Origin of the sequence: Mycobacterium angelicum (assembly GCF_002086155.1) — a bacterium.
GTDB classification, from domain to species: Bacteria; Actinomycetota; Actinomycetes; order Mycobacteriales; family Mycobacteriaceae; genus Mycobacterium; species Mycobacterium angelicum.
On record NZ_MVHE01000007.1, the window covers coordinates 142,841 to 161,018 of the forward strand.

At 65.6% G+C, this 18,178-nt stretch carries 13 protein-coding genes; 7 read left to right on the forward strand and 6 right to left on the reverse strand.

Annotated features, from left to right (window positions below; all coding sequences use genetic code 11):
* Positions 1–4: 4 nt before the first annotated feature.
* The 3 genes from BST12_RS07675 to BST12_RS07685 are packed head-to-tail and all read left to right on the forward strand — an operon-like array spanning position 5 to position 3,997.
* Positions 5–1,972: an acetyl/propionyl/methylcrotonyl-CoA carboxylase subunit alpha gene (locus tag BST12_RS07675; protein WP_083112504.1), complete on the forward strand. Its 1,968-nt coding sequence runs from the start codon at positions 5–7 to the stop codon at positions 1,970–1,972.
* A gap of 59 nt (positions 1,973–2,031) precedes the next feature.
* On the forward strand, positions 2,032–3,198 hold the full coding sequence (locus tag BST12_RS07680) for an acyl-CoA dehydrogenase family protein (protein WP_083112505.1): 1,167 nt from the start codon (positions 2,032–2,034) through the stop codon (positions 3,196–3,198).
* A gap of 10 nt (positions 3,199–3,208) precedes the next feature.
* Entirely contained in the window at positions 3,209–3,997 is a 789-nt protein-coding gene (locus BST12_RS07685; RefSeq protein ID WP_083112506.1) for an enoyl-CoA hydratase family protein, read from the forward strand.
* Here BST12_RS07685 and BST12_RS07690 read toward each other — a convergent pair.
* Genes BST12_RS07690 through BST12_RS07700 form a run of 3 tightly spaced genes read right to left on the reverse strand, consistent with a single transcriptional unit; the run spans position 3,994 to position 7,924 of the window.
* On the reverse strand, positions 3,994–5,295 hold the full coding sequence (locus tag BST12_RS07690) for an MFS transporter (RefSeq protein WP_083112507.1): 1,302 nt from the start codon (positions 5,293–5,295) through the stop codon (positions 3,994–3,996). The two genes, BST12_RS07685 and BST12_RS07690, sit on opposite strands and share 4 nt — an antisense overlap.
* Positions 5,296–5,336: 41 nt before the next feature.
* Positions 5,337–6,593: an NAD(P)/FAD-dependent oxidoreductase gene (locus BST12_RS07695; protein WP_083112508.1), complete on the reverse strand. Its 1,257-nt coding sequence runs from the start codon at positions 6,591–6,593 to the stop codon at positions 5,337–5,339.
* Positions 6,593–7,924 (reverse strand): coproporphyrinogen-III oxidase family protein, encoded by a 1,332-nt coding sequence (locus tag BST12_RS07700; protein ID WP_083112509.1) that lies wholly within the window; start codon positions 7,922–7,924, stop codon positions 6,593–6,595. The genes BST12_RS07695 and BST12_RS07700 overlap by 1 nt, the downstream gene beginning before the upstream one ends.
* A gap of 350 nt (positions 7,925–8,274) precedes the next feature.
* On the opposite strand from BST12_RS07700, the gene BST12_RS07705 reads away from it, so the two are divergent.
* The 4 genes from BST12_RS07705 to BST12_RS07725 are packed head-to-tail and all read left to right on the forward strand — an operon-like array spanning position 8,275 to position 11,494.
* Complete coding sequence (locus tag BST12_RS07705) at positions 8,275–8,877, forward strand: DUF1707 SHOCT-like domain-containing protein (RefSeq protein ID WP_083112510.1); 603 nt, start codon at positions 8,275–8,277, stop codon at positions 8,875–8,877.
* 60 nt (positions 8,878–8,937) lie between these two features.
* The gene (locus BST12_RS07710) at positions 8,938–9,228 is read left to right on the forward strand and encodes a hypothetical protein (RefSeq protein ID WP_139801536.1); all 291 of its coding nucleotides are present in this window, start codon (positions 8,938–8,940) and stop codon (positions 9,226–9,228) included.
* Positions 9,225–10,841, forward strand: a complete 1,617-nt coding sequence (locus tag BST12_RS07720; protein WP_139801537.1) for an alpha/beta hydrolase — start codon at positions 9,225–9,227, stop codon at positions 10,839–10,841. Before BST12_RS07710 ends, BST12_RS07720 begins: the two co-directional genes overlap by 4 nt.
* Positions 10,838–11,494 (forward strand): LppA family lipoprotein, encoded by a 657-nt coding sequence (locus tag BST12_RS07725; protein WP_083112512.1) that lies wholly within the window; start codon positions 10,838–10,840, stop codon positions 11,492–11,494. The genes BST12_RS07720 and BST12_RS07725 overlap by 4 nt, the downstream gene beginning before the upstream one ends.
* Before the next feature lie 11 nt (positions 11,495–11,505).
* Here the strand turns inward: BST12_RS07725 and BST12_RS07730 are convergent, their stop codons facing one another.
* From BST12_RS07730 to BST12_RS07740, 3 genes are all read right to left on the reverse strand, one after another.
* Entirely contained in the window at positions 11,506–14,679 is a 3,174-nt protein-coding gene (locus tag BST12_RS07730) for an adenylate/guanylate cyclase domain-containing protein (RefSeq protein ID WP_083112513.1), read from the reverse strand.
* A gap of 87 nt (positions 14,680–14,766) precedes the next feature.
* On the reverse strand, positions 14,767–16,749 hold the full coding sequence (locus BST12_RS07735; RefSeq protein ID WP_083112514.1) for a vWA domain-containing protein: 1,983 nt from the start codon (positions 16,747–16,749) through the stop codon (positions 14,767–14,769).
* A complete protein-coding gene (locus BST12_RS07740) occupies positions 16,742–18,127 on the reverse strand; it encodes a sigma 54-interacting transcriptional regulator (protein WP_083112515.1) in 1,386 nt (461 codons plus the stop codon). Before BST12_RS07740 ends, BST12_RS07735 begins: the two co-directional genes overlap by 8 nt.
* Positions 18,128–18,178: the final 51 nt, after the last annotated feature.

Below are 18,178 nucleotides of genomic sequence, written 5' to 3' on the forward strand. Positions count from 1 at the left end.
TCCCATGATTACTCGAGTGCTGGTCGCCAACCGCGGCGAGATCGCCCGGCGAGTGTTCGCCACCTGCCGTCGGCTGGGTCTGGGCACCGTCGCGGTCTACACCGATCCCGACGCCGGCGCACCACACGTCGCCGAGGCGGACGCCCGGGTGCACCTGGCGCAGACCAACGATTATCTGAATGCCGAGGCCCTTATTGCGGCCGCCCGCGCCGCCGGCGCCGACGCCGTTCACCCGGGGTATGGATTCCTATCGGAGAACGCCGAATTCGCGGCGGCAGTGCAGGACGCCGGCCTGGTCTGGGTGGGACCGCCGGTCGACGCGGTGCGGGCGATGGGCTCCAAGATCGAGTCCAAAAAGCTGATGTCGGCCGCCGGGGTGCCGGTGCTCGACGAACTCGACCCCGACACGGTTACCGAGGCTCAGTTGCCGGTGCTGGTGAAGGCGTCCGCCGGCGGCGGCGGCCGCGGCATGCGGGTGGTTCGCGAATTGTCCGCGCTGCCAGGCGAAGTCGCGGCCGCCCAGCGCGAAGCGCAGTCCGCATTCGGCGACCCGACGGTGTTCTGCGAACGTTACCTGCCCACCGGGCACCACATCGAGGTTCAGGTCATGGCCGACACTCACGGCACCGTGTGGCCGGTCGGTGAACGCGAGTGCTCGATTCAGCGCCGCCATCAGAAGATCATCGAAGAGGCCCCGTCGCCGTTGGTCGAGCGAACACCGGGCATGCGCGCCAAGCTGTTCGACGCCGCCCGGCTGGCCGCCGAGGCAATCGGTTATACCGGCGCAGGTACGGTGGAATTCCTTGCCGATGATGACGGTGAGTTCTACTTCCTGGAGATGAACACCCGGCTGCAGGTCGAGCATCCGGTTACCGAGGAGACCACCGGCCTGGATCTCGTCGAGCTGCAGCTGATGGTTGCCGACGGCGGCCGACTCGATGCCGAACCACCTGCCGCCCAGGGACATTCGATCGAGGCCCGGCTTTATGCCGAGGACCCGGCCCGCGGATGGCAACCGCAGGCGGGCCTGATGCATACCATCGCGCTGCCCGCCGTGCGCTCGGAGTTCGGCTCGCTGGGCAACCGGACCGGCATTCGGCTGGATTCCGGGATCGTCGACGGCTGCACGGTTTCGATCTATTACGATCCGATGCTGGCCAAGGTCATCTCTTACGCTCCGACGCGCCGGCAATCGGCCTTGGTGCTCGCCGACGCACTGGCCCGCGCTAAGCTGCACGGCCTGCGCACCAACCGTGAGCTGCTGGTTAATGTGCTGCGCCATCCCGCTTTTCTCGACGGCGCCACCGACACGGCGTTCTTCGACAGGCACGGCCTGGCGGAGTTGTCGGCGCCGCTCGCGGATTCAGCGGCGACCCGGCTGTCGGCGATCGCGGCCGCGCTGGCCGACGCCGCGCACAATCGCGCGACGGCCGGGGTGTTCACCCCGGTTCCCAGTGGCTGGCGCAACCTGGCGTCGGGCTTCCAGGTCAAGACATACCGCGACGACGGTGACGCCGAACAGCGCATCGAATACCGGTTCACCAGAACCGGATTGGCGCTGCCCAACGACCCGACGGTACAACTGGTTTCGGCCACACCGGACCAGGTGGTACTCGCCGACGGCGGAGTGGCCCACAGCTTCGGGGTGGCCCGCTACGGCGTTGACGTCTACATCGACTCGGCGCCGGGACCGGTTCACCTGGTCGCGCTACCGCGCTTCCCCGAGCCTGGCTCTGCCGTCGAACAGGGCTCACTGGTGGCTCCCATGCCGGGCAACGTCGTCCGGATCGGCGCCGCGGTCGGCGACACCGTCAGTTCCGGTCAGCCGCTGATCTGGCTGGAGGCGATGAAGATGGAACACACCATCGCCGCGCCGGCCGACGGAGTCCTCGCCGAACTCAACGTGCAAACGGGCCAGCAAGTCGAAGTCGGAGCTGTGCTCGCGCGAGTGGAAGCGGGTCACGACGATTAAGACTCAGCGCGAGTGGACGCGCCTGATTCAAAAGCGCTCGATTCAAAAGGAGATTCGCAATGACTGACACCAGCTTCATCGAGAGCGAGGAACGCCAGGCGCTGCGCAAATCGGTGGCGGCGTGGGTGTCCAACTACGGCGCCGAGTACTACCTGGCCAAAGCACGCAATCACGAGCACACGAGCGAATTGTGGGCTGAGGCAGGTAAACTCGGCTTCCTCGGCGTCAACCTCCCCGAGGAATACGGCGGCGGCGGCGCCGGAATGTACGAGCTGTCCCTGGTCATGGAGGAGATGGCGGCAGGCGGCAGCGCGCTGCTGCTGATGGTGGTGTCACCCGCCATCAACGGGACCATCATCAGCAAGTTCGGCACCGAGGAACAAAAGAAGCGCTGGGTTCCCGGCATTGCCGACGGCTCCCTGACGATGGCATTCGCCATCACCGAGCCGGACGCCGGGTCCAACTCGCACAAGATCATCACCACCGCCCGGCGCGACGGCAGCGACTGGATCCTCAGGGGCCAAAAGGTCTTCATCTCCGGCGTCGACCAGGCACAAGCGGTATTGGTGGTGGGTCGCACCGAGGAAGCCAAGACCGGCAAGCTGCGTCCCGCGCTCTTCGTAGTACCCACCGACACACCCGGATTCACCTATACCCCAATCGAAATGGAGCTGATCAGCCCCGAGCGCCAATTCCAGGTCTTCATCGACGACATCCGGTTGCCGGCCGATGCGCTCGTCGGCGCCGAGGACGCTGCGATCGCCCAGCTTTTCGCGGGTTTGAACCCCGAGCGGATCATGGGTGCGGCCAGTGCGGTGGGCATGGGACGCTACGCGCTCAACAGGGCCGTCGACTATGTCAAGACGCGCAAGGTCTGGTCCACTCCGATCGGTGCGCACCAGGGGCTGTCACACCCGTTGGCGCAGTGCCACATCGAGGTCGAACTCGCCAAGCTGATGATGCAGAAGGCGGCCACGCTCTACGACCACGGCGACGACGGCGGCGCCGCCGAGGCGGCCAACATGGCCAAATACGCTGCGGCCGAGGCATCTAACCGCGCGGTCGACCAGGCCGTGCAGTCGATGGGCGGCAATGGGCTAAGCAAGGAGTACGGTGTGGCCGCCATGATGACCTCGGCCCGGTTAGCCCGGATCGCACCGATCAGCCGCGAGATGGTGCTCAACTTCGTCGCGCAGACGTCGCTGGGCCTGCCCCGCTCGTACTGAAGCTCGGCTGATGGAAACACTCGTCGAATACACCGGTCCCGCCGAAGCGACGGGCCCGGTGGCGCGCCTCACGCTGAACTCACCACACAATCGCAACGCCCTGTCCACCACGCTGGTTGTCCAGCTGCGTGATGGATTGCGCGACGCCGCAGCCGATCCCGGGGTGCGGGCGGTGGTGCTCGGACATACCGGCGGCACGTTCTGCGCGGGCGCGGACCTGAGTGAGGCGGGCGGTGGCGACCCCTACGACATGGCCGTAGCGCGGGCGCAGGAGATGACGGCGCTCTTGCGCGCCATGGTCGAGTCACCGTTACCGATCATCGGCGCGATCAACGGGCACGTGCGGGCCGGCGGGTTCGGCTTGGTCGGCGCGTGTGACCTGGTGGTGGCCGGCCCACGCAGCACCTTCGCACTGACCGAGGCGCGCATTGGCGTTGCCCCGGCAATTATTTCGCTCACCTTGCTACCGAAGCTGTCCCCCCGGGCAGCGGCCCGCTACTACCTGACCGGCGAAACCTTCGGAGCCGCCGAAGCGGCCGATATCGGACTGGTGACGATCGCGGCAGACGACGTCGACACCGCGGTGGCCGCCGTTATTGCTGAGGTAGGCCGCGGTTCACCACAGGGCCTGGCCGCCTCGAAAGCGCTGACCACCGCGGCGGTGCTGGACGGCTTCGACCGCAACGCCGAACGCCTCACCGAGGAATCGGCCCGACTGTTCGTATCCGACGAAGCACGCGAAGGCATGCTCGCCTTCTTGCAGAAACGCCCGCCCAGCTGGGCTGCACCCAGCGGCTAAACCCGTTCAATCTGCCTGGGCACCAACCTGATCCAGATGATCGCGATCGAGCCGACGAGCACTCCGACGCCCGCCGCAAAGAGCGAGGACCGCTGTCCGACGCTGTCTGCCAGCCGGCCGAAAATCAATGAGCCCAATGCCATTGAGCCCCACAACACGAGCACGTAAACGCCCATGACCCTGCCCTTGATCCACGCGGGTACCGCCGACTGAGTGGCTATGTTGAAGTTGGTCGGGATCATCACCCAGGCGAAGCCGGCGAAGAACATCGCGATGCAGCCGACGTAAACAGACGTCATTTCCGCGACGCCGAGGATCGCGAAGCCGCACACGATAGTGCCGATTACCACGACTCGTTCCACACCAAAACGGCGCATCAGCCCTTGCATGCGGTACACACCGACCAGCGCGCCGACGCCGAACGACACCATCAGATAGGAAGCCCCGGCCTCGCCCATGAGGGCAGGAGTTTGTTTGCAGATGACCGCGCACGTGGTGGGCAGGATTCCCGCACACACCATGAACAAGAAGATCCGGGCGTTGATCTGCAGCAATCGCGGCGAAGTGAATGCGTAGTGCACCCCTTTCCAGGCCGACGCGAGCACCGACTCGGCGGGCGCGGCCGAGTCGCGCGGGGCCGGCTTCCATTTGGTCAGCACGACGACCACGCCGACCAACGAGAGAGCAGTCGCGAGAAATGCCAAACCCTTTCCGACGTAGTACGGCTCGCGCCCCGCGACGGCGACGATGACGAGTCCGCCGATCGCCGGTCCCATTACCCGGGCGACGTTCATGTTGACGCTGTTGAGCGCCATCGCGGATTTGAGTTCGCTCGGATCGACCAGCCCGGGCAGCACGGCCAGCAGCGTCGGATTCATCATCGCGTAGCCGGCACCGATGACGAATAGAAACGCCAACAACATCCACGGCGTCATCATGTTCGCGATGGTGAGCACACCCAACGCCGCGGCGGCCAGCATCATCCACACGTGGGTCACGATCAGCAGCTTGCGGCGGTCGACGCGGTCGGCAAGCGCGCCGGCGAACAACACCAACAGCGGGATCGGCAGGGTCGAAGCCGCGAACGCATACTGCTTCATGCCTTCCAAGAGGTGGAAAGGCTGGTGGAAATCCTCCATCAGCAATGGCGCCGCGTAGTTCCGGATCTCGAATCCGGTGTAGGACAACGCCGAAGCGGTCCACAGTGCGCGAAACACCGGATGTGCAAGCGGGCTCCAATCCGAGGTTGGCGCGGGGGCCGGTTCAGCCGCGACATCCGATTCCTGACATCGTTCCATCCAGTGCTCCTAGGGGTTATCTCGCAACCGATGTTGCGGTTTCAGCTCGCCACTCGCGGACGTCCGAACGGTAATGGCGCCGGGATCGCGGCTTGTTCGGCAACGGCGTCGAAAAGGCGGTGAAAGTCCTTGTCCAAGTTGCCGATCAGGCAATCGGTCAGGTCGCCGCGGACTTCCGGATTGGCCCGGATCAGCCGTCCGAAACTGAACCCGGGGTGGTAGAAGACGTAGATCAGTTTTCGCATCGCCTCGATCTCGCCGCAGATCCGTTCGGCGTACGACGTGAAGCGGGAAGCCGTTACGTCGCCATTGCGCAAGCAGTCATGCACTTGGTCGGCGGCCAGTTCGCCGCTGCGCAATGCGAAATAGACGCCGGAGGAAAACACCGGATCGAGGAAGGCGAAGGCGTCGCCCACCAATACCAATCCGTCCTCCGCGCAGTGTTCGCCGCGATAGGAATACTCGCGCGTGACGTAGTACTTGCCGACCTGTTGCCCCGGCGCCAAATGCTGCTTGATCCACAGGTTGTTGCCGACTTCGCGCTGGAAGATTTCGTCGAGGTCGCGCGTGCCGGAGAACAGGTAATCCTTTTCGGCGACCAGCCCGACACTCACCATGTCGTCGCGCTGCGGGATGTACCAGAACCAGCCGCGCTCGGGGACCATCGCCACGGTGGTGGTGCCTTCGTCGACGCCGGGATCCCGCAGGGCGCCACGGTAATAGGTCCACACCGCCGTCTTGTCGATTACCGGGTCCCACTTGCGGCCATTGTTTCTGCTGAGCGTGAAGATGTCGCGACCGCTGGCATCAATGGTCATTGCCGCGCCGATGTCGTATTCCCGGCCAGCCCTGCCGATTGCCTTGACCCCGACGACTTTCCCGTCGTCGCGCAGGATCGCGGTAGCCCTGGTCTCTTCGCGGACCTCGACGCCCTTCTCGCGGGCGTTGTCCAAAAGTATCTGGTCGAATTCGCTGCGCAGGACCTGCCAGGTTATGGCGGCCTCGTGATCCAGGTGGGTGTGAAAATAGAACGGCGCCGATACCCGGCCGTCCCCACTTGCGAATTGCACCGCGTACTTTCGTACGAACTTCTCCTCGCCGAGCTTGTCGACCATTCCGATTCGCTGCAACGGAAAGTAGCTGTAGGGCAGGAAGGATTCGCCGATGTGGTAGCGCGGAAACTTCTCTTTCTCCAGCAGCAACACCTGGTGCCCGTGCATGGCGAGCACGGTCGATGCCATCGCTCCGGCGGGTCCGCCGCCGACCACGACGACGTCATAAGTGTTCGTCTTACCCATCACACGTACCGGGGTCCGCGGTGTTCCGGACGGAAGAACTCGTGCAACAACTCGTCGACCCGCAGCAGCCCCTGCCGGGTGAGCGTGACGCGATCGTCGTCGAACTCCAGGTGTCCCGCCGCCTGATGACGGGCCAGCGGGGCGGCAAAGCGCGCGCAGACGTCGACGCCGAACTTGCCCCGAAAATAGGCCGGGTCGACCTGGCCGAGCTTCAACAGCAGGATGAATTCGCGAATCAGCCGGTCGTCATCGGTCAATGCCAGGCCACGCGCGATAGGCAGCTCGCCGCGGGCGAGGCGGTCGACGTACGGACCGAAGTCTTTTTCGTTTTGGCAGTGGGTGCCGCCGAGGTGACCGAAGGACGAAACGCCCAGGGCCATCATGTCGGCGCCGCGCCACAGATGCTCGCGGTACATGAAGTTGTTGACGCCCGGATCGCGGATCGCGGTGTAGCCGCTGGTGATCGTGTAGCCCACGCTTTCCAGCTCCGAGAAGGCGTAGTCGACCCACGCGCGCTTGGTCGGCCAGTCGGCCACCGGGGCGACGATTTGGCCGTTGGCGCGCATCTCTTTGTAAATGGCGGTGTTGTAAGGGACTTCGAGTTGGTAGACGGTGACGCACTCGGGTCCCATGTCGATGACTTTGCGAACGCATTCCCGCCAGTTGGTTTCGGTCTCGTTGACCATGCCGGCGATGAGGTCGACATTGATCTGATCGAAGCCCGCCTTTCGGGCGACTTCGACGGCCCGGTGGATGTCTTTGGACAGGTGCGCGCGGCCGTTGACCTTCAGAATGTCGTCGTCGAAATTCTCGACGCCGACGCTCAGCCGCGTCACGCCCAGATCGTGTAGCGCGTAGAGCTTGTCGTCGGTAAGCGTGCCGGGCTCGGCCTCGAATGCGATTTCGTCGGTGTCGGTCCACGGGAAGTGCTGCTGCAGCCCCCCGAAAAGTTTGGTGAGATTCGGTACCGACAGAAACGACGGCGTGCCGCCGCCGAAGTAGACGTAGCGGGGCAGCCGGCCCGACAGCAATGGCGTTTGGCTGTAGAGGTGCGACTCCTTGAGCACCGCGTCGAGATAACTGGTTACCCGGTCGGGTTTGGCGTCGCGGCCGGTGTAGACGCGGAAATAGCAGAAGTGACAGCGGCGCCGGCAGAACGGCAAATGGACGTAAACCCCCAGCGGCGTGCCGGCGGCGGGCGGCTGCGCCAACGCCGCGTACGCGTCTTCAGCGCCGTCGGCATTCCAATAGGAGAAAGGTGGATAATTGCCGACAAAATAATTTCCGGCGGTGGTTTCGGTGGGCTTTTTCAAAGCGAGGTCGATCTGCATGTGGGAGGTTTCCTATTGTCGTTTCGTCGATACCTCCCCAATTGCAGCCGCGTACCCCGCGATATTCGCGGTTAATTGAGCCTTATACCCCGGATGGCGAGCTATTTCGTCGGGCGCCACTGCCGTGTGAAGAATAACGCGTCGGCCTGCGCCGCGGCGAAGTCGCGGTGCACAGAAAGCGTCGGGACAAAGTGGGCAGATCCGATACCGGCGCCGATACCGCCCGTGCGGGCTCTGCGGGCTCTGCGGGCAGGCGGGCGTTGTTCGCCACGAAGGGCCCGGCCGGGGGCAGGTTGCAGTTTAGGCAACTCCCCTTGCAGCAAAATCGAGAAGTCGTACGCTCGTGGGTGATGAGCAATCCAGCGCAACGTGACGCGAAGGCCGACCGTGACGAATCGTCACGGGCGGCTGACACCGATCGCATCCAGCTTGCGCAGTTGCTGGCTTACGCAGCAGAGCAGGGCCGCCTGGAGCTGAACGAGTACGAAGACCGTCTGACCAGGGCGTATGCGGCGACGACTTACCAGGAACTGGACCGGCTGCGGGCCGATCTGCCGGGCGCGCCGGTCAATCCCCGGCGGGGCGGAAGTTGCAATCCGGCGCCGTCCACGCTGCTGCTGGCCTTGCTGAGCGGGTTCGAGCGGCGCGGCCGCTGGAATGTGCCGAAGAAGCTGACCACCTTCGCGCTGTGGGGCAGCGGCGTGGTGGATCTGCGCTACGCCGACTTCACCTCCACCGAGGTGGAGATTCATGCGTACTCGATTATGGGTGTGCAAACTATCCTGCTGCCTCCCGAAGTCAACGTCGAAATCCATGGCCGCGGCGTGATGGGCGGCTTCGACCGCCAGGTGGTCGGCGAGGGGAGCCGCGGCGCCCCCAAGGTGAATATCCGCGGCTTTTCCCTGTGGGGCGGAGTGGGCATTAAGCGCAAAGCGCGCAAGCCCCGCAAATAGCCGGCCAAGCCTGTGAAGGGTGAATAGCCCGCGCTGATCTTCCGTGCCATACTCCGCGCTATGGCGGTGGAATTACGCGCGTTTTCCGACGCGCTTTGCGATATGGGCAATCGGCTGGCCGGCCATGGCGAATCGCTGCTGGCTTTGCAGCGGTCCTGCCAGGACGCGGCCGAAGGCGCGCAATCGGGGTGGGTCGGGTCCTCGGCGGGAGCGCTGACGGGATTGCTTGACCGGTGGGCGACTGCGAGCGCCGCCCACGTCGGCCGCTTCGGCGAACACTCCTGCGGCATGCACTTCGCCGCGGCGGGTTTGACCGAGATGGAGCAGACCAACGCCGCATCCCTGCGATGACGTTGACGCTGGCCGACGTCGAGCGGTGGGATCCCGCGTCGATCAGGTCGGTGTTCGATGCCGCGATCAAGCGTGCGCACGGTACCCGCACCGCCGCTGCGGCCCTGACCGAGACGATGAGCCTCTTCGATTTCGGCGGCGATACCGCCGAGGCCGCGCATGCCGCCACGCACCACACCACCCTCGTCCTGGACAGCCACGCCGATGCGTGTGAGGTGGTGGCCCGGGCGGCGGAGAAATCCACCGATGAAGTTACCCGAATCAAGTTGCAGCTGTCCAGGATTCGCGATACCGCGCGGGACAGCCGGCTCGTCATCAACGACGCGACGGGTGTGGCGTTGCCGCCGTCCGACTTGTCGTCATTCTCCGCAGCGGATCAACTGCGCATCATCGACGCGGCGGTGGGGCTGACCGCGAACATCAAGCGACTGTTGGCCGATGCCGAAATCGCCGACGAGGATCTGGCGGCGGCGATTCGCGGCGCCGACGGCGACCTGTCGCCCGAACAGGTTGCCACGCAGCTCAGCCACCTGCCGCCGAAGATGCCGGCGCTACCGGCGCCCGGCAGTCCTCCAGCCGAGGTTAGTAAGTGGTGGCATGGGCTGACTCCGGGTCAGCAGGACCGGGTCAAGGAGTGGTTCGGCGCGTCGCTGCGCAACCTCGACGGCATCCCCACCGATATCCGCAATGAACTCAATGTTGCTGTGCTGCAACACGAAATCGCCCGGCTGCAGCAGGGCTGGTACGACGGCTACGGCGTCTGGCACACCAACACCGACAAGTTGGCGGACTTGAAAGCGCTGCGCGACACACTCGCCGGGCAACCGGGGACCAGCCTGATACTGCTGGAGACCAGGAGTCACCCCCGCAAAGTTCTGGCGGCGCTGGCCGTCGGCGACGTCGACAACGCCGAGCGCGTCGGCGTCACCGTGGGCGGCCTCAACACCCGCGTCAGTTCGAGCGTGAACCAAATGGTCAGGGAGGCCGCCACGCAACGCGACAAGGCGGCCGAACTCAGGGCACGAGCGGGGCTGCCGAACCCGGACGCGGTGGCATCGGTTGCCTGGCTTGGCTACGACGCGCCGGGCAACCTCAAAGACGTCGCGCAGGATTGGCTGGCGCGCAAAGGTTCTGGGCCGCTGAACAACTTCTACAAAGGTCTGGCCGCCGCGTCCAACGTGCCCAACCAGCACATCACCGCCTTCGGGCATTCCTACGGCTCACTGATCACCAGCCTGGCGCTGCAGCGTGGCGCTCCGGTCAGTGACGTCGTGTTTTACGGTTCGCCGGGCATCGAGGTCACCGACGCCGCCCGGCTTGGAGTCGCACCCGGGCATGCCTTCTATGAAGTGGGTATCAATGACTTTGTCGCCGAGACCATTTCGGAGCTCGGCGCGTTCGGCGCCGCGCCGCAGGACGTGCCGGGCATGGCCGAGTTGTCGGTCGGGACGGGCATTGCGCCAGGCGGGGCGCGTGGTGACGGCCTGTTGCACGAGCGGGCATACGGGCATTCGGAATATGCTCGCGACGGCAGCAACAATCAACTTCGGATGAGTGGATACAACATGGCCGCAGTGCTGGCGGGCCTGCCCGACGATGTGATCAAGCCATGAGATTTCGGGTCCCGTTGATACTCGGTGTCGCCGCCCTGCTGGCCGGATGCCTCAAACCCGTCGACCCCTATGCCAATCCGGGGCGGCACGAGCTGGACCGGCTGCAGACGATCGTCAACCAGCGCCCGGACTTGGAAGCCGTCCAAAAACAGCTCGGCGACCTGGACGCGACGATCCGGGCCGCGATCGCGAAATACTCACCGCAGACGCAATTCTCGACCGACGTCACGGTCAGCCATCCCACCAACGGCTGCAACGAGCCGTTCAACCGCAACATCGGCCGACAGGTCAAAAGCGATCTGTTCTTCGGGCGCCCGGCGCCGTCCGGCGAGCAATGGGCCCAGATCGTGGCCGATCTGGCGCCGGCGTTCACCGCGGCTGGTTTTCGGCCCAACAACTCCGCACCCGGTCAACCGCCGTTGCCGCTCGGCGTCCCCAACGACTCCCAAATCCGCGATGACGGCGTCACAATCAGCCTCGTCAACGGCGACGCCGGCAGCCCACTGGCCTATTCCTACGACACCGGCTGTCACCTGCCGGGCGCGTGGCGCACTGAACCGCCCCAGCCGTCGTTGCGGCCGCCGAACGACCCCGACGTGCACTACCCGTATCTGTACGGGTCGCCCGGCGGACGCGTTGTAGACGCCTACTAGCCGCGGCGCGGTCAGGGCAGCGCTTCGGCCCAGGCGCGGTGCCCCGCAAAGCCCAGTGATGTCGCCATGTCGCGGTAGCGATCCCGCAACTCTGCATAGTGCATGGCATCGCCGCGGGTCCGCGCCAAGAGACTCCGCAGCCGCAGTACCAGGAGGTCGCGCAAAACGACACCACCCCGTGTCGGCGCCGCCGCCAAGCGCTCGATCGCGGCCTCGGCTTCGGTGAAATCGGCGTCCGTAGCGCGATCGAGCAAGGTCTCAACCAGCACACCTGTCGTCGGTATGCCCCACAACAGCAGCCATTCCTCCCCGAACAGGTCATCGACGGCGGCGCGCATGAGCGGAAAGGCGCGATCGTGATCTCCATCCCGAGCCATTTCACGGCCCAGGTACAGTTTCGCGATCGGCAAGGCATCCAGGTTATGCGTCTGGCGCAGAATCAGCTCGCTGACCTCGTTCAGCCGCTCCAATCCCCGCTGACGATCCCGGTCCGTTCCGCGGTGCACCAACGCAACGCCTAAGGCCATTCCGACGACGGCCAGCGCGACATCATCACCGGCTCGCTCGGCAATCCGCAGGGCATCCTCGATCTCGGCGACCGCGTCATCGTCGGGCGTCAGCACTCCCATCGGTATGCCGGCGAGATAGATATAGCTGGCGACGGTGGCATAGGACATGGGGTCGGCGTTGCGGGCCATCGTCAGACCGTGTCGCAGATCTTCGCGCCAACCGGAGTCGCCCAGGCAGTACCGGGCAATCCCCCGCGACGCGAAGGCGAGCGCCAACGGACACCCGAAAATCAGCTGGCCTTTGGTGGGATCTCCGTCGGCCAGGTCGATCACGCGCTGGGACCACTGCAACGCTTCGTACGACTCGTTGTTGATCCCTTTGGCATGAATCGCCGCGAAGGACAACCCCACCGTGAGGTTCGGGTCACCGATCGATTCGATGACAGACATGGCCTCGGAGGCCAGCTCCGAGGCCGCCCGCATCCGCGCGTGATAGGCGTGATCCATCACCAGACCGGCCATCCCGATGGCCAGCGAACCCTTATCCCCGGCCATGGCACAGAGCGCACGAAATTCTTCGAAGCGGGCGCCGGCAACATCGAGATGGACCCGCCAGGCGATCCCACACAACATGGTGCGGGGCGCGATGCGCATAGCCAACCGGTTCACATCGTCGGCGGGCAGGCTGTCGGCGATCTTGCGGGCGCGCTCCCAACTTCGTTGCGCCGCCGCGACATCGCGGTTGGTCGCCCACGCTCCGGCACGCATCTGCCAGCCGAACGCGGCATGCAGATCACCAGCCGCCTCCAGATGCTCGGCGATCAGCGCCGCGTTTTGCTCGGCTGATTCGGGCTCGCGTGCTTCGATCGCAGCCGCTAGTCGCCGGTGCAGTCGCGAACGATCGGCTATCAGCTGCGATTCGTAGGCCACGGCTCGGATCAGCGCATGCCGAAAGGCGTATTCGGCACCGGCGATGAACCGCACTTGATCGACGAGGTCGGCGCTGATCAGCGGGTCGACGCAAGCATCTATTTCCATGCTCGCCAGCAGGTCGGTGGTGAAGTGCGACCCGACGACCGCCGCGGCGGCAAGCGTGCGTTTGGCCGCCGGGCTCAGCCGGTCTATGCGGGCGGCGATGGTCGTCTGCAACGTTGGGGGCACGCCAACCTCGTCGACATCGGTGTCGCAGGTGTAGCCGCTGCGTGCGCCCACCAGTACGCCGCGCTCGGCGAGGTCGCGGACCATCTCCTCGACGAACAGCGGGTTGCCCTCGGCGCGGGCGGTAATGAGCGCGCCGATCTCAGCAACCGATGGATCAACGCCCAACAAGTCGGCGACCAGCGCCGCAGACTGTTCTTTGCTCAGCGGGTCCAGGGCGATGGTCTGCCCGCCGGGGACGCGGGACAGGGCTCCCTGATACTCGGGCCGGTAAGTGACCAGCATCATCGAGCGGGTTTGCGGCACCACCGCCAGAACGTCGGCGAGCATGGATTCACTCGCCTCATCGATCCAGTGCACATCCTCTACGACAAGCAGTGCAGGCTCGGCACGGGCAAGTTGAGCGGCCTTGATCAGCGCGGCCAGCCGACGCCGCCGCGCATCCGGATCAATGCTGGGCGCTGGCACGTCCGGATCGGCGATGCCCAGCAGATCGTCGATCAGCAACATGTCTTGCGGGTCGGCGTCCGGAATCCGCGCCCGCATTCGTTCCCGCGCAGTTTCATCGTCGAGACCGTCCAGCTGACCAACGGCCGTCAGCAGGCGCGCCGCCACGCGGAACGGGATATCGGTAGCGTGCGATTCACAAAAGGCACTGAACACCGCAACACCACGGCTTTCGGCGAGCGTCACGGCTTCGGCGAGCAAGCGGGTCTTCCCGACGCCGGCCGGACCGACCAGCCCCACCACCGATCCGCGTCCGTTGATCGATCGATCGAGCGCCGCCGCCAATGCCGGTAGTTCCCACTCGCGGCCCACCAACGTCGATTCCCGCAGCGCCGACGGCTCGCGTCGGCCACCGATGCTCAGCAGGCGCCTCGCCGCAACCGGATCCGTTCTGTTCTTGATCTGCACCAGCTCGGGCTCACCCAGGACCGCAGCGCCATCGACGAGGCGTGCCGTCGATTCGCTGAGCATCACCCCGCCCGGCGGAGCGGCGGATTCCATGCGCTGAGCCATGCCGACCTGTTCGCCGATAGCGGTGTAGCTCAATACACCAGAGCCGCCCTCACCGGCTATCACCTGTCCCGAATTGAGACCCACCCGGACTTGCAAGGCCACGCCGTCACGACGTTCGACATCGACGGCGAGCCGCTTGACCTCATCTTGAACGCCAAGGCCGGCTATGCATGCGCGCAGCGCGTGATCCTCTAAAGCGACCGGAGCACCGAACACGGCCAAAATCCCGTCACCGGTGAACTGATCAACCGTGCCGCCGTAGCGGTGCACGACCGCCGCTGCGCGAGTGACAAGTTCGGTCATCAGCTCACGCCACCGCTCCGGACCCACCTCCACCGCGAGGGTCATCGAACGGACCACGTCGGCGAACATCACCGTCACCTGCTTGTACTCCGCGAAAGTATCGGCCGGCGTGACTGGCGATCCGCACTCATCGCAAAACTTCGCGCTGGGTCGCGGGCGCGCACCACACTTCAGACATTCCAACGCGACCGTCATGCAGCTACCCCGATCCGCGGGGCCTCGGCGCCCCGGCCGGTTAGAGATTAGTGCTTGGGGCAGGTCTGACGAGGCCTTTTGCGCGTCCTAGCGACGGCGCCGCGACCGCAGGTAGTCGCCCACCACCGCCGCACCCAGCCCGTCCAGATCGGGTTCCACCACACGGCCTTCCACGCGGCGGGCGACCTGGTCGATGAACCGGGCCAGGCCGGGGTCACTGCCCAGCCGGAAGATGGTGATTTGCGCACCCAGCCGGGCCATATCGTCGAACCCGCGCACGGTGTGGGCGATGGTGCGCGGATGCGGTGGGTAGTCGAAGAAGACGGACGACCCGTCACCGCTGACGTCCTCCAGGTGGGCGGTGGGCTCACCGTCGGTGACGACCAGCACGACCGGTTGCGCGTTGGGGTGCCTGCGTAGGTGACGCCCGGCGAGCGCCAGCGCGTGATGCAGGTTGGTGCCCTGTTCATAGACCCCCTCCAACCCGGTGAGCTCGGCGGCGGTCACCGTGCGGGCGTAGCGGCCAAAGGCGATGATTTGCAAGGCATCTGAGCGAAAACGCGTGCACACCAAGTGGTTGAGCGCGAGTGCGGTGCGCTTCATGGGCAGCCATCTGTTTTCCATCACCATCGAGAACGAGGTGTCCACCAATAGCGCAACCGCGGCCTGAGTGCGGGTTTCGGTCTCGGAGACCTCGACGTCGTCCACGCTGATGCGGATGGCATTGCGCGGGGCGCCGGTTCCGGCCTGCCGCAGCACGGCATTGGTCAGCGTACGCGGAATGTTCCAGGGCTCGGTGTCACCGAATTGCCAGGGCCGGGTCGCGCCGGTCAACTCGCCGGCGGCGCCGGCGCGCCGGTGATCGCGTTCGCCGCGGCGCCCGGAAAGTTGTTGGGCCACATCGCGTAACGCGGCCTCGCCGAGGCGGCGCATGGCCTTTGGCGAAAGTCGCCACTGGCCGTCGGAACCGCGGTCCAGGAAACCCTGATTGACCAGTGCGCGTTCTAGCTCGTTGAGCGTGCGCGCGTCGATGGCCGCCTGGTCGCCGAGCTGACGGGCCAGCGCGTCGAGGTCGACGTCGTCCATGGTGGCGCCCGGATAGCTCTGCGACAGCTGCTCGGCCAGCTGCTCCAGCTCGGCGATATCGGCCAGCGCCTGGGTGCCCTCGCCCATTCCGAACGGGTTGTCGCCGGAGAAGCGCTGCGACCCGGTCCAATCCTCACCCGGTCGCGCCGCTTGCAGGTGGGCGTCGAGGCGGCTAAGCGATTGCATCAACGCCGACGAGCCAAATGCCTGCTGCGCCAAGGCATCCAACTCGTCACGCTGTTCTTGGGACAGGCTGTTGCGGAACCGCTGCGCGGCGGCGGCCCGCTTGGCCAGCGAGTCCAGCAGCTCCTCGACATTGCGCGGGTTCTCCGGGAAGAACTCGCCGTGCTTGTCCATGAAATCTTGAAAGTCCTGCTGGGTGTCCTCGCCCCTGGCGTGCTTGTCCAGCAGGTCGTTGAGGTCGTTCAGCATGTCGTTGACGCGCTGGCGGTCCTCGTCGGTGGCGCCCTGCAGCGCCTCTTTCATCCCGGCGAACCGCTGGTCGAGCATCTCGCGACCGAGCAAATCCTTTATCTGCTCATACTTTTCGCGGGCCTCGCCGCTGCGCCAGTTGTAGTCGGACAGTTCCTGAACGGCCTTGGCCGGCGACGGCGGGAGCGACTCCAGCTGCAGCTCGTTGAAGCGGGCGTCGTCGTCCAGGGCGCGCGCCAGCTCCTTGCGTTCGGCCAGCACCGCCTCGTCGAGCAGCTTCTTGATCTCCTGTAGCGTGCCGTCTAAGTTGTTGCGGCGCAACAACTCTCGCCTTTTACGGTTGGCTTCGGCGGCCAGCCGGTCAGCGCCCGGCATGTTGCGGGTGCCGCGGCGCAGCAACTCCGACAGCGCGCGGCGCGGCGAGGTGCCGGCCATGACGTCCTGGCCGATCTGTTCAAGCGCCTCGCGCAGATCCACCGGCGGAGCCAGCGGATCGGGTCCGCCGGTGTACGCCGAGTATCGCGTCGAGTGCCCCCCAGAAGGTTTAGCCATAGACCGTTTGGCCCTCCCCGGACACCTTGTCGATGCGCTTGGCCAGATACAAGGCTTCCAGCGCGAGCTCCAACGCGGCGGCGCGCTCTCCCTCGGATTCGGCATTCAGCTTGCGCGCGATCTTGTCCACCACGGATAGCCCCGGAACCGCGGCCAGCACATCCTTGGCCGACACCCGCTCACCCGTCGTCACCGCGGAGCCACCCTCGACGGCGGCCACCAGGGAGCCGACGTCGATGCCGCCGAGCACCCGGGACGCCGTATCGGCGGTGGCGCGGCGCAGCAGGTGCTCGAGCACCGCCTGTTCGCGGCCTTCCTCACCGGACTCGAATTCCAGCTTGCCGCGCAGCACGTCGATCACGGTGCCCAGATCGACGACCCGCGCCACCGGGTCGGTCTCCCCCAGCACCGCGCCACGGTGCCGGGCCGCCGCCGCGACCGTCTCGGCCGCCGCGATGGCGAACCGCGCCGAAACACCGGAGCGCTGATCGACCGAATGAGACTCCCGCAAGTAGCGGGCGAACCGGGCGATCACCTGCATCAGGTAATCGGGAAGCTGAGCACTCAAATGCGCTTCTTGGACTATGACGCCGACTTCCGCCTCCAGCTCGAGTGGGTAGTGGGTGCGGATCTCGGCGCCGAAGCGGTCTTTGAGCGGAGTGATGATGCGACCGCGGTTGGTGTAGTCCTCGGGGTTGGCGCTGGCCACTACCAGGACGTCCAGCGGCAGCCGCAAGGTGTAGCCGCGGACCTGGATGTCGCGCTCTTCCATGACGTTGAGCATCGACACCTGAATACGTTCGGCCAGGTCGGGAAGTTCGTTGACCGCGACGATGCCGCGGTGGGCTCGTGGGATCAGCCCGTAGGCGATGGTCTCGGGGTCGCCGAGGCTGCGTCCCTCGGCGACCTTGATCGGGTCGATGTCGCCGACCAGGTCGGCGACACTGGTGTCGGGAGTGGCCAGCTTCTCGGTGTAGCGCTCGCCGCGGTGCTTCCACGACACCGGCAGGTCGTCTTGCAACTGGGCCGCGCGCCGGATCCACTCCGGCGTGATCGGGGTGTAGGGATGCTCACCCAATTCGGATCCGTCGATCACGGGAGTCCACTCGTCGAGCAGTCCGGTCAATGCCCGCAGCAGTCGCGTCTTGCCCTGCCCGCGTTCGCCGAGCAGCACGAAGTCATGGCCTGCGATCAACGCCCGTTCCAGCTGAGGGATCACGGTGTCGTCGAAGCCCAGGATGCCCGGCCAAACATCGTCACCTTCGGCCAAGGCCGTCAGCAGATTTTCCCGGATTTCCTGTTTGACCCCCCGTTCACGATGACCAGAGGCGCGCAGCTCGCCGACGGTTCGGGGCAGGTTGCTCGGTGCAGTCACCACTCCACGCTACGACGCCGCCATTCGTCTGGCGACGAGAGTGAATTTCGCGAC

Bases quoted from the DNA above. Each gene is read 5' to 3' on its own strand.
- BST12_RS07675 (WP_083112504.1), top strand. From the start codon at position 5: ATGATTACTCGAGTGCTGGTCGCCAACCGCGGCGAGATCGCCCGGCGA.
- BST12_RS07680 (WP_083112505.1), top strand. From the start codon at position 2,032: ATGACTGACACCAGCTTCATCGAGAGCGAGGAACGCCAGGCGCTGCGC.
- BST12_RS07685 (WP_083112506.1), top strand. From the start codon at position 3,209: ATGGAAACACTCGTCGAATACACCGGTCCCGCCGAAGCGACGGGCCCG.
- BST12_RS07690 (WP_083112507.1), bottom strand. From the start codon at position 5,295: ATGGAACGATGTCAGGAATCGGATGTCGCGGCTGAACCGGCCCCCGCG.
- BST12_RS07695 (WP_083112508.1), bottom strand. From the start codon at position 6,593: ATGGGTAAGACGAACACTTATGACGTCGTCGTGGTCGGCGGCGGACCC.
- BST12_RS07700 (WP_083112509.1), bottom strand. From the start codon at position 7,924: ATGCAGATCGACCTCGCTTTGAAAAAGCCCACCGAAACCACCGCCGGA.
- BST12_RS07705 (WP_083112510.1), top strand. From the start codon at position 8,275: ATGAGCAATCCAGCGCAACGTGACGCGAAGGCCGACCGTGACGAATCG.
- BST12_RS07710 (WP_139801536.1), top strand. From the start codon at position 8,938: ATGGCGGTGGAATTACGCGCGTTTTCCGACGCGCTTTGCGATATGGGC.
- BST12_RS07720 (WP_139801537.1), top strand. From the start codon at position 9,225: ATGACGTTGACGCTGGCCGACGTCGAGCGGTGGGATCCCGCGTCGATC.
- BST12_RS07725 (WP_083112512.1), top strand. From the start codon at position 10,838: ATGAGATTTCGGGTCCCGTTGATACTCGGTGTCGCCGCCCTGCTGGCC.
- BST12_RS07730 (WP_083112513.1), bottom strand. From the start codon at position 14,679: ATGACGGTCGCGTTGGAATGTCTGAAGTGTGGTGCGCGCCCGCGACCC.
- BST12_RS07735 (WP_083112514.1), bottom strand. From the start codon at position 16,749: ATGGCTAAACCTTCTGGGGGGCACTCGACGCGATACTCGGCGTACACC.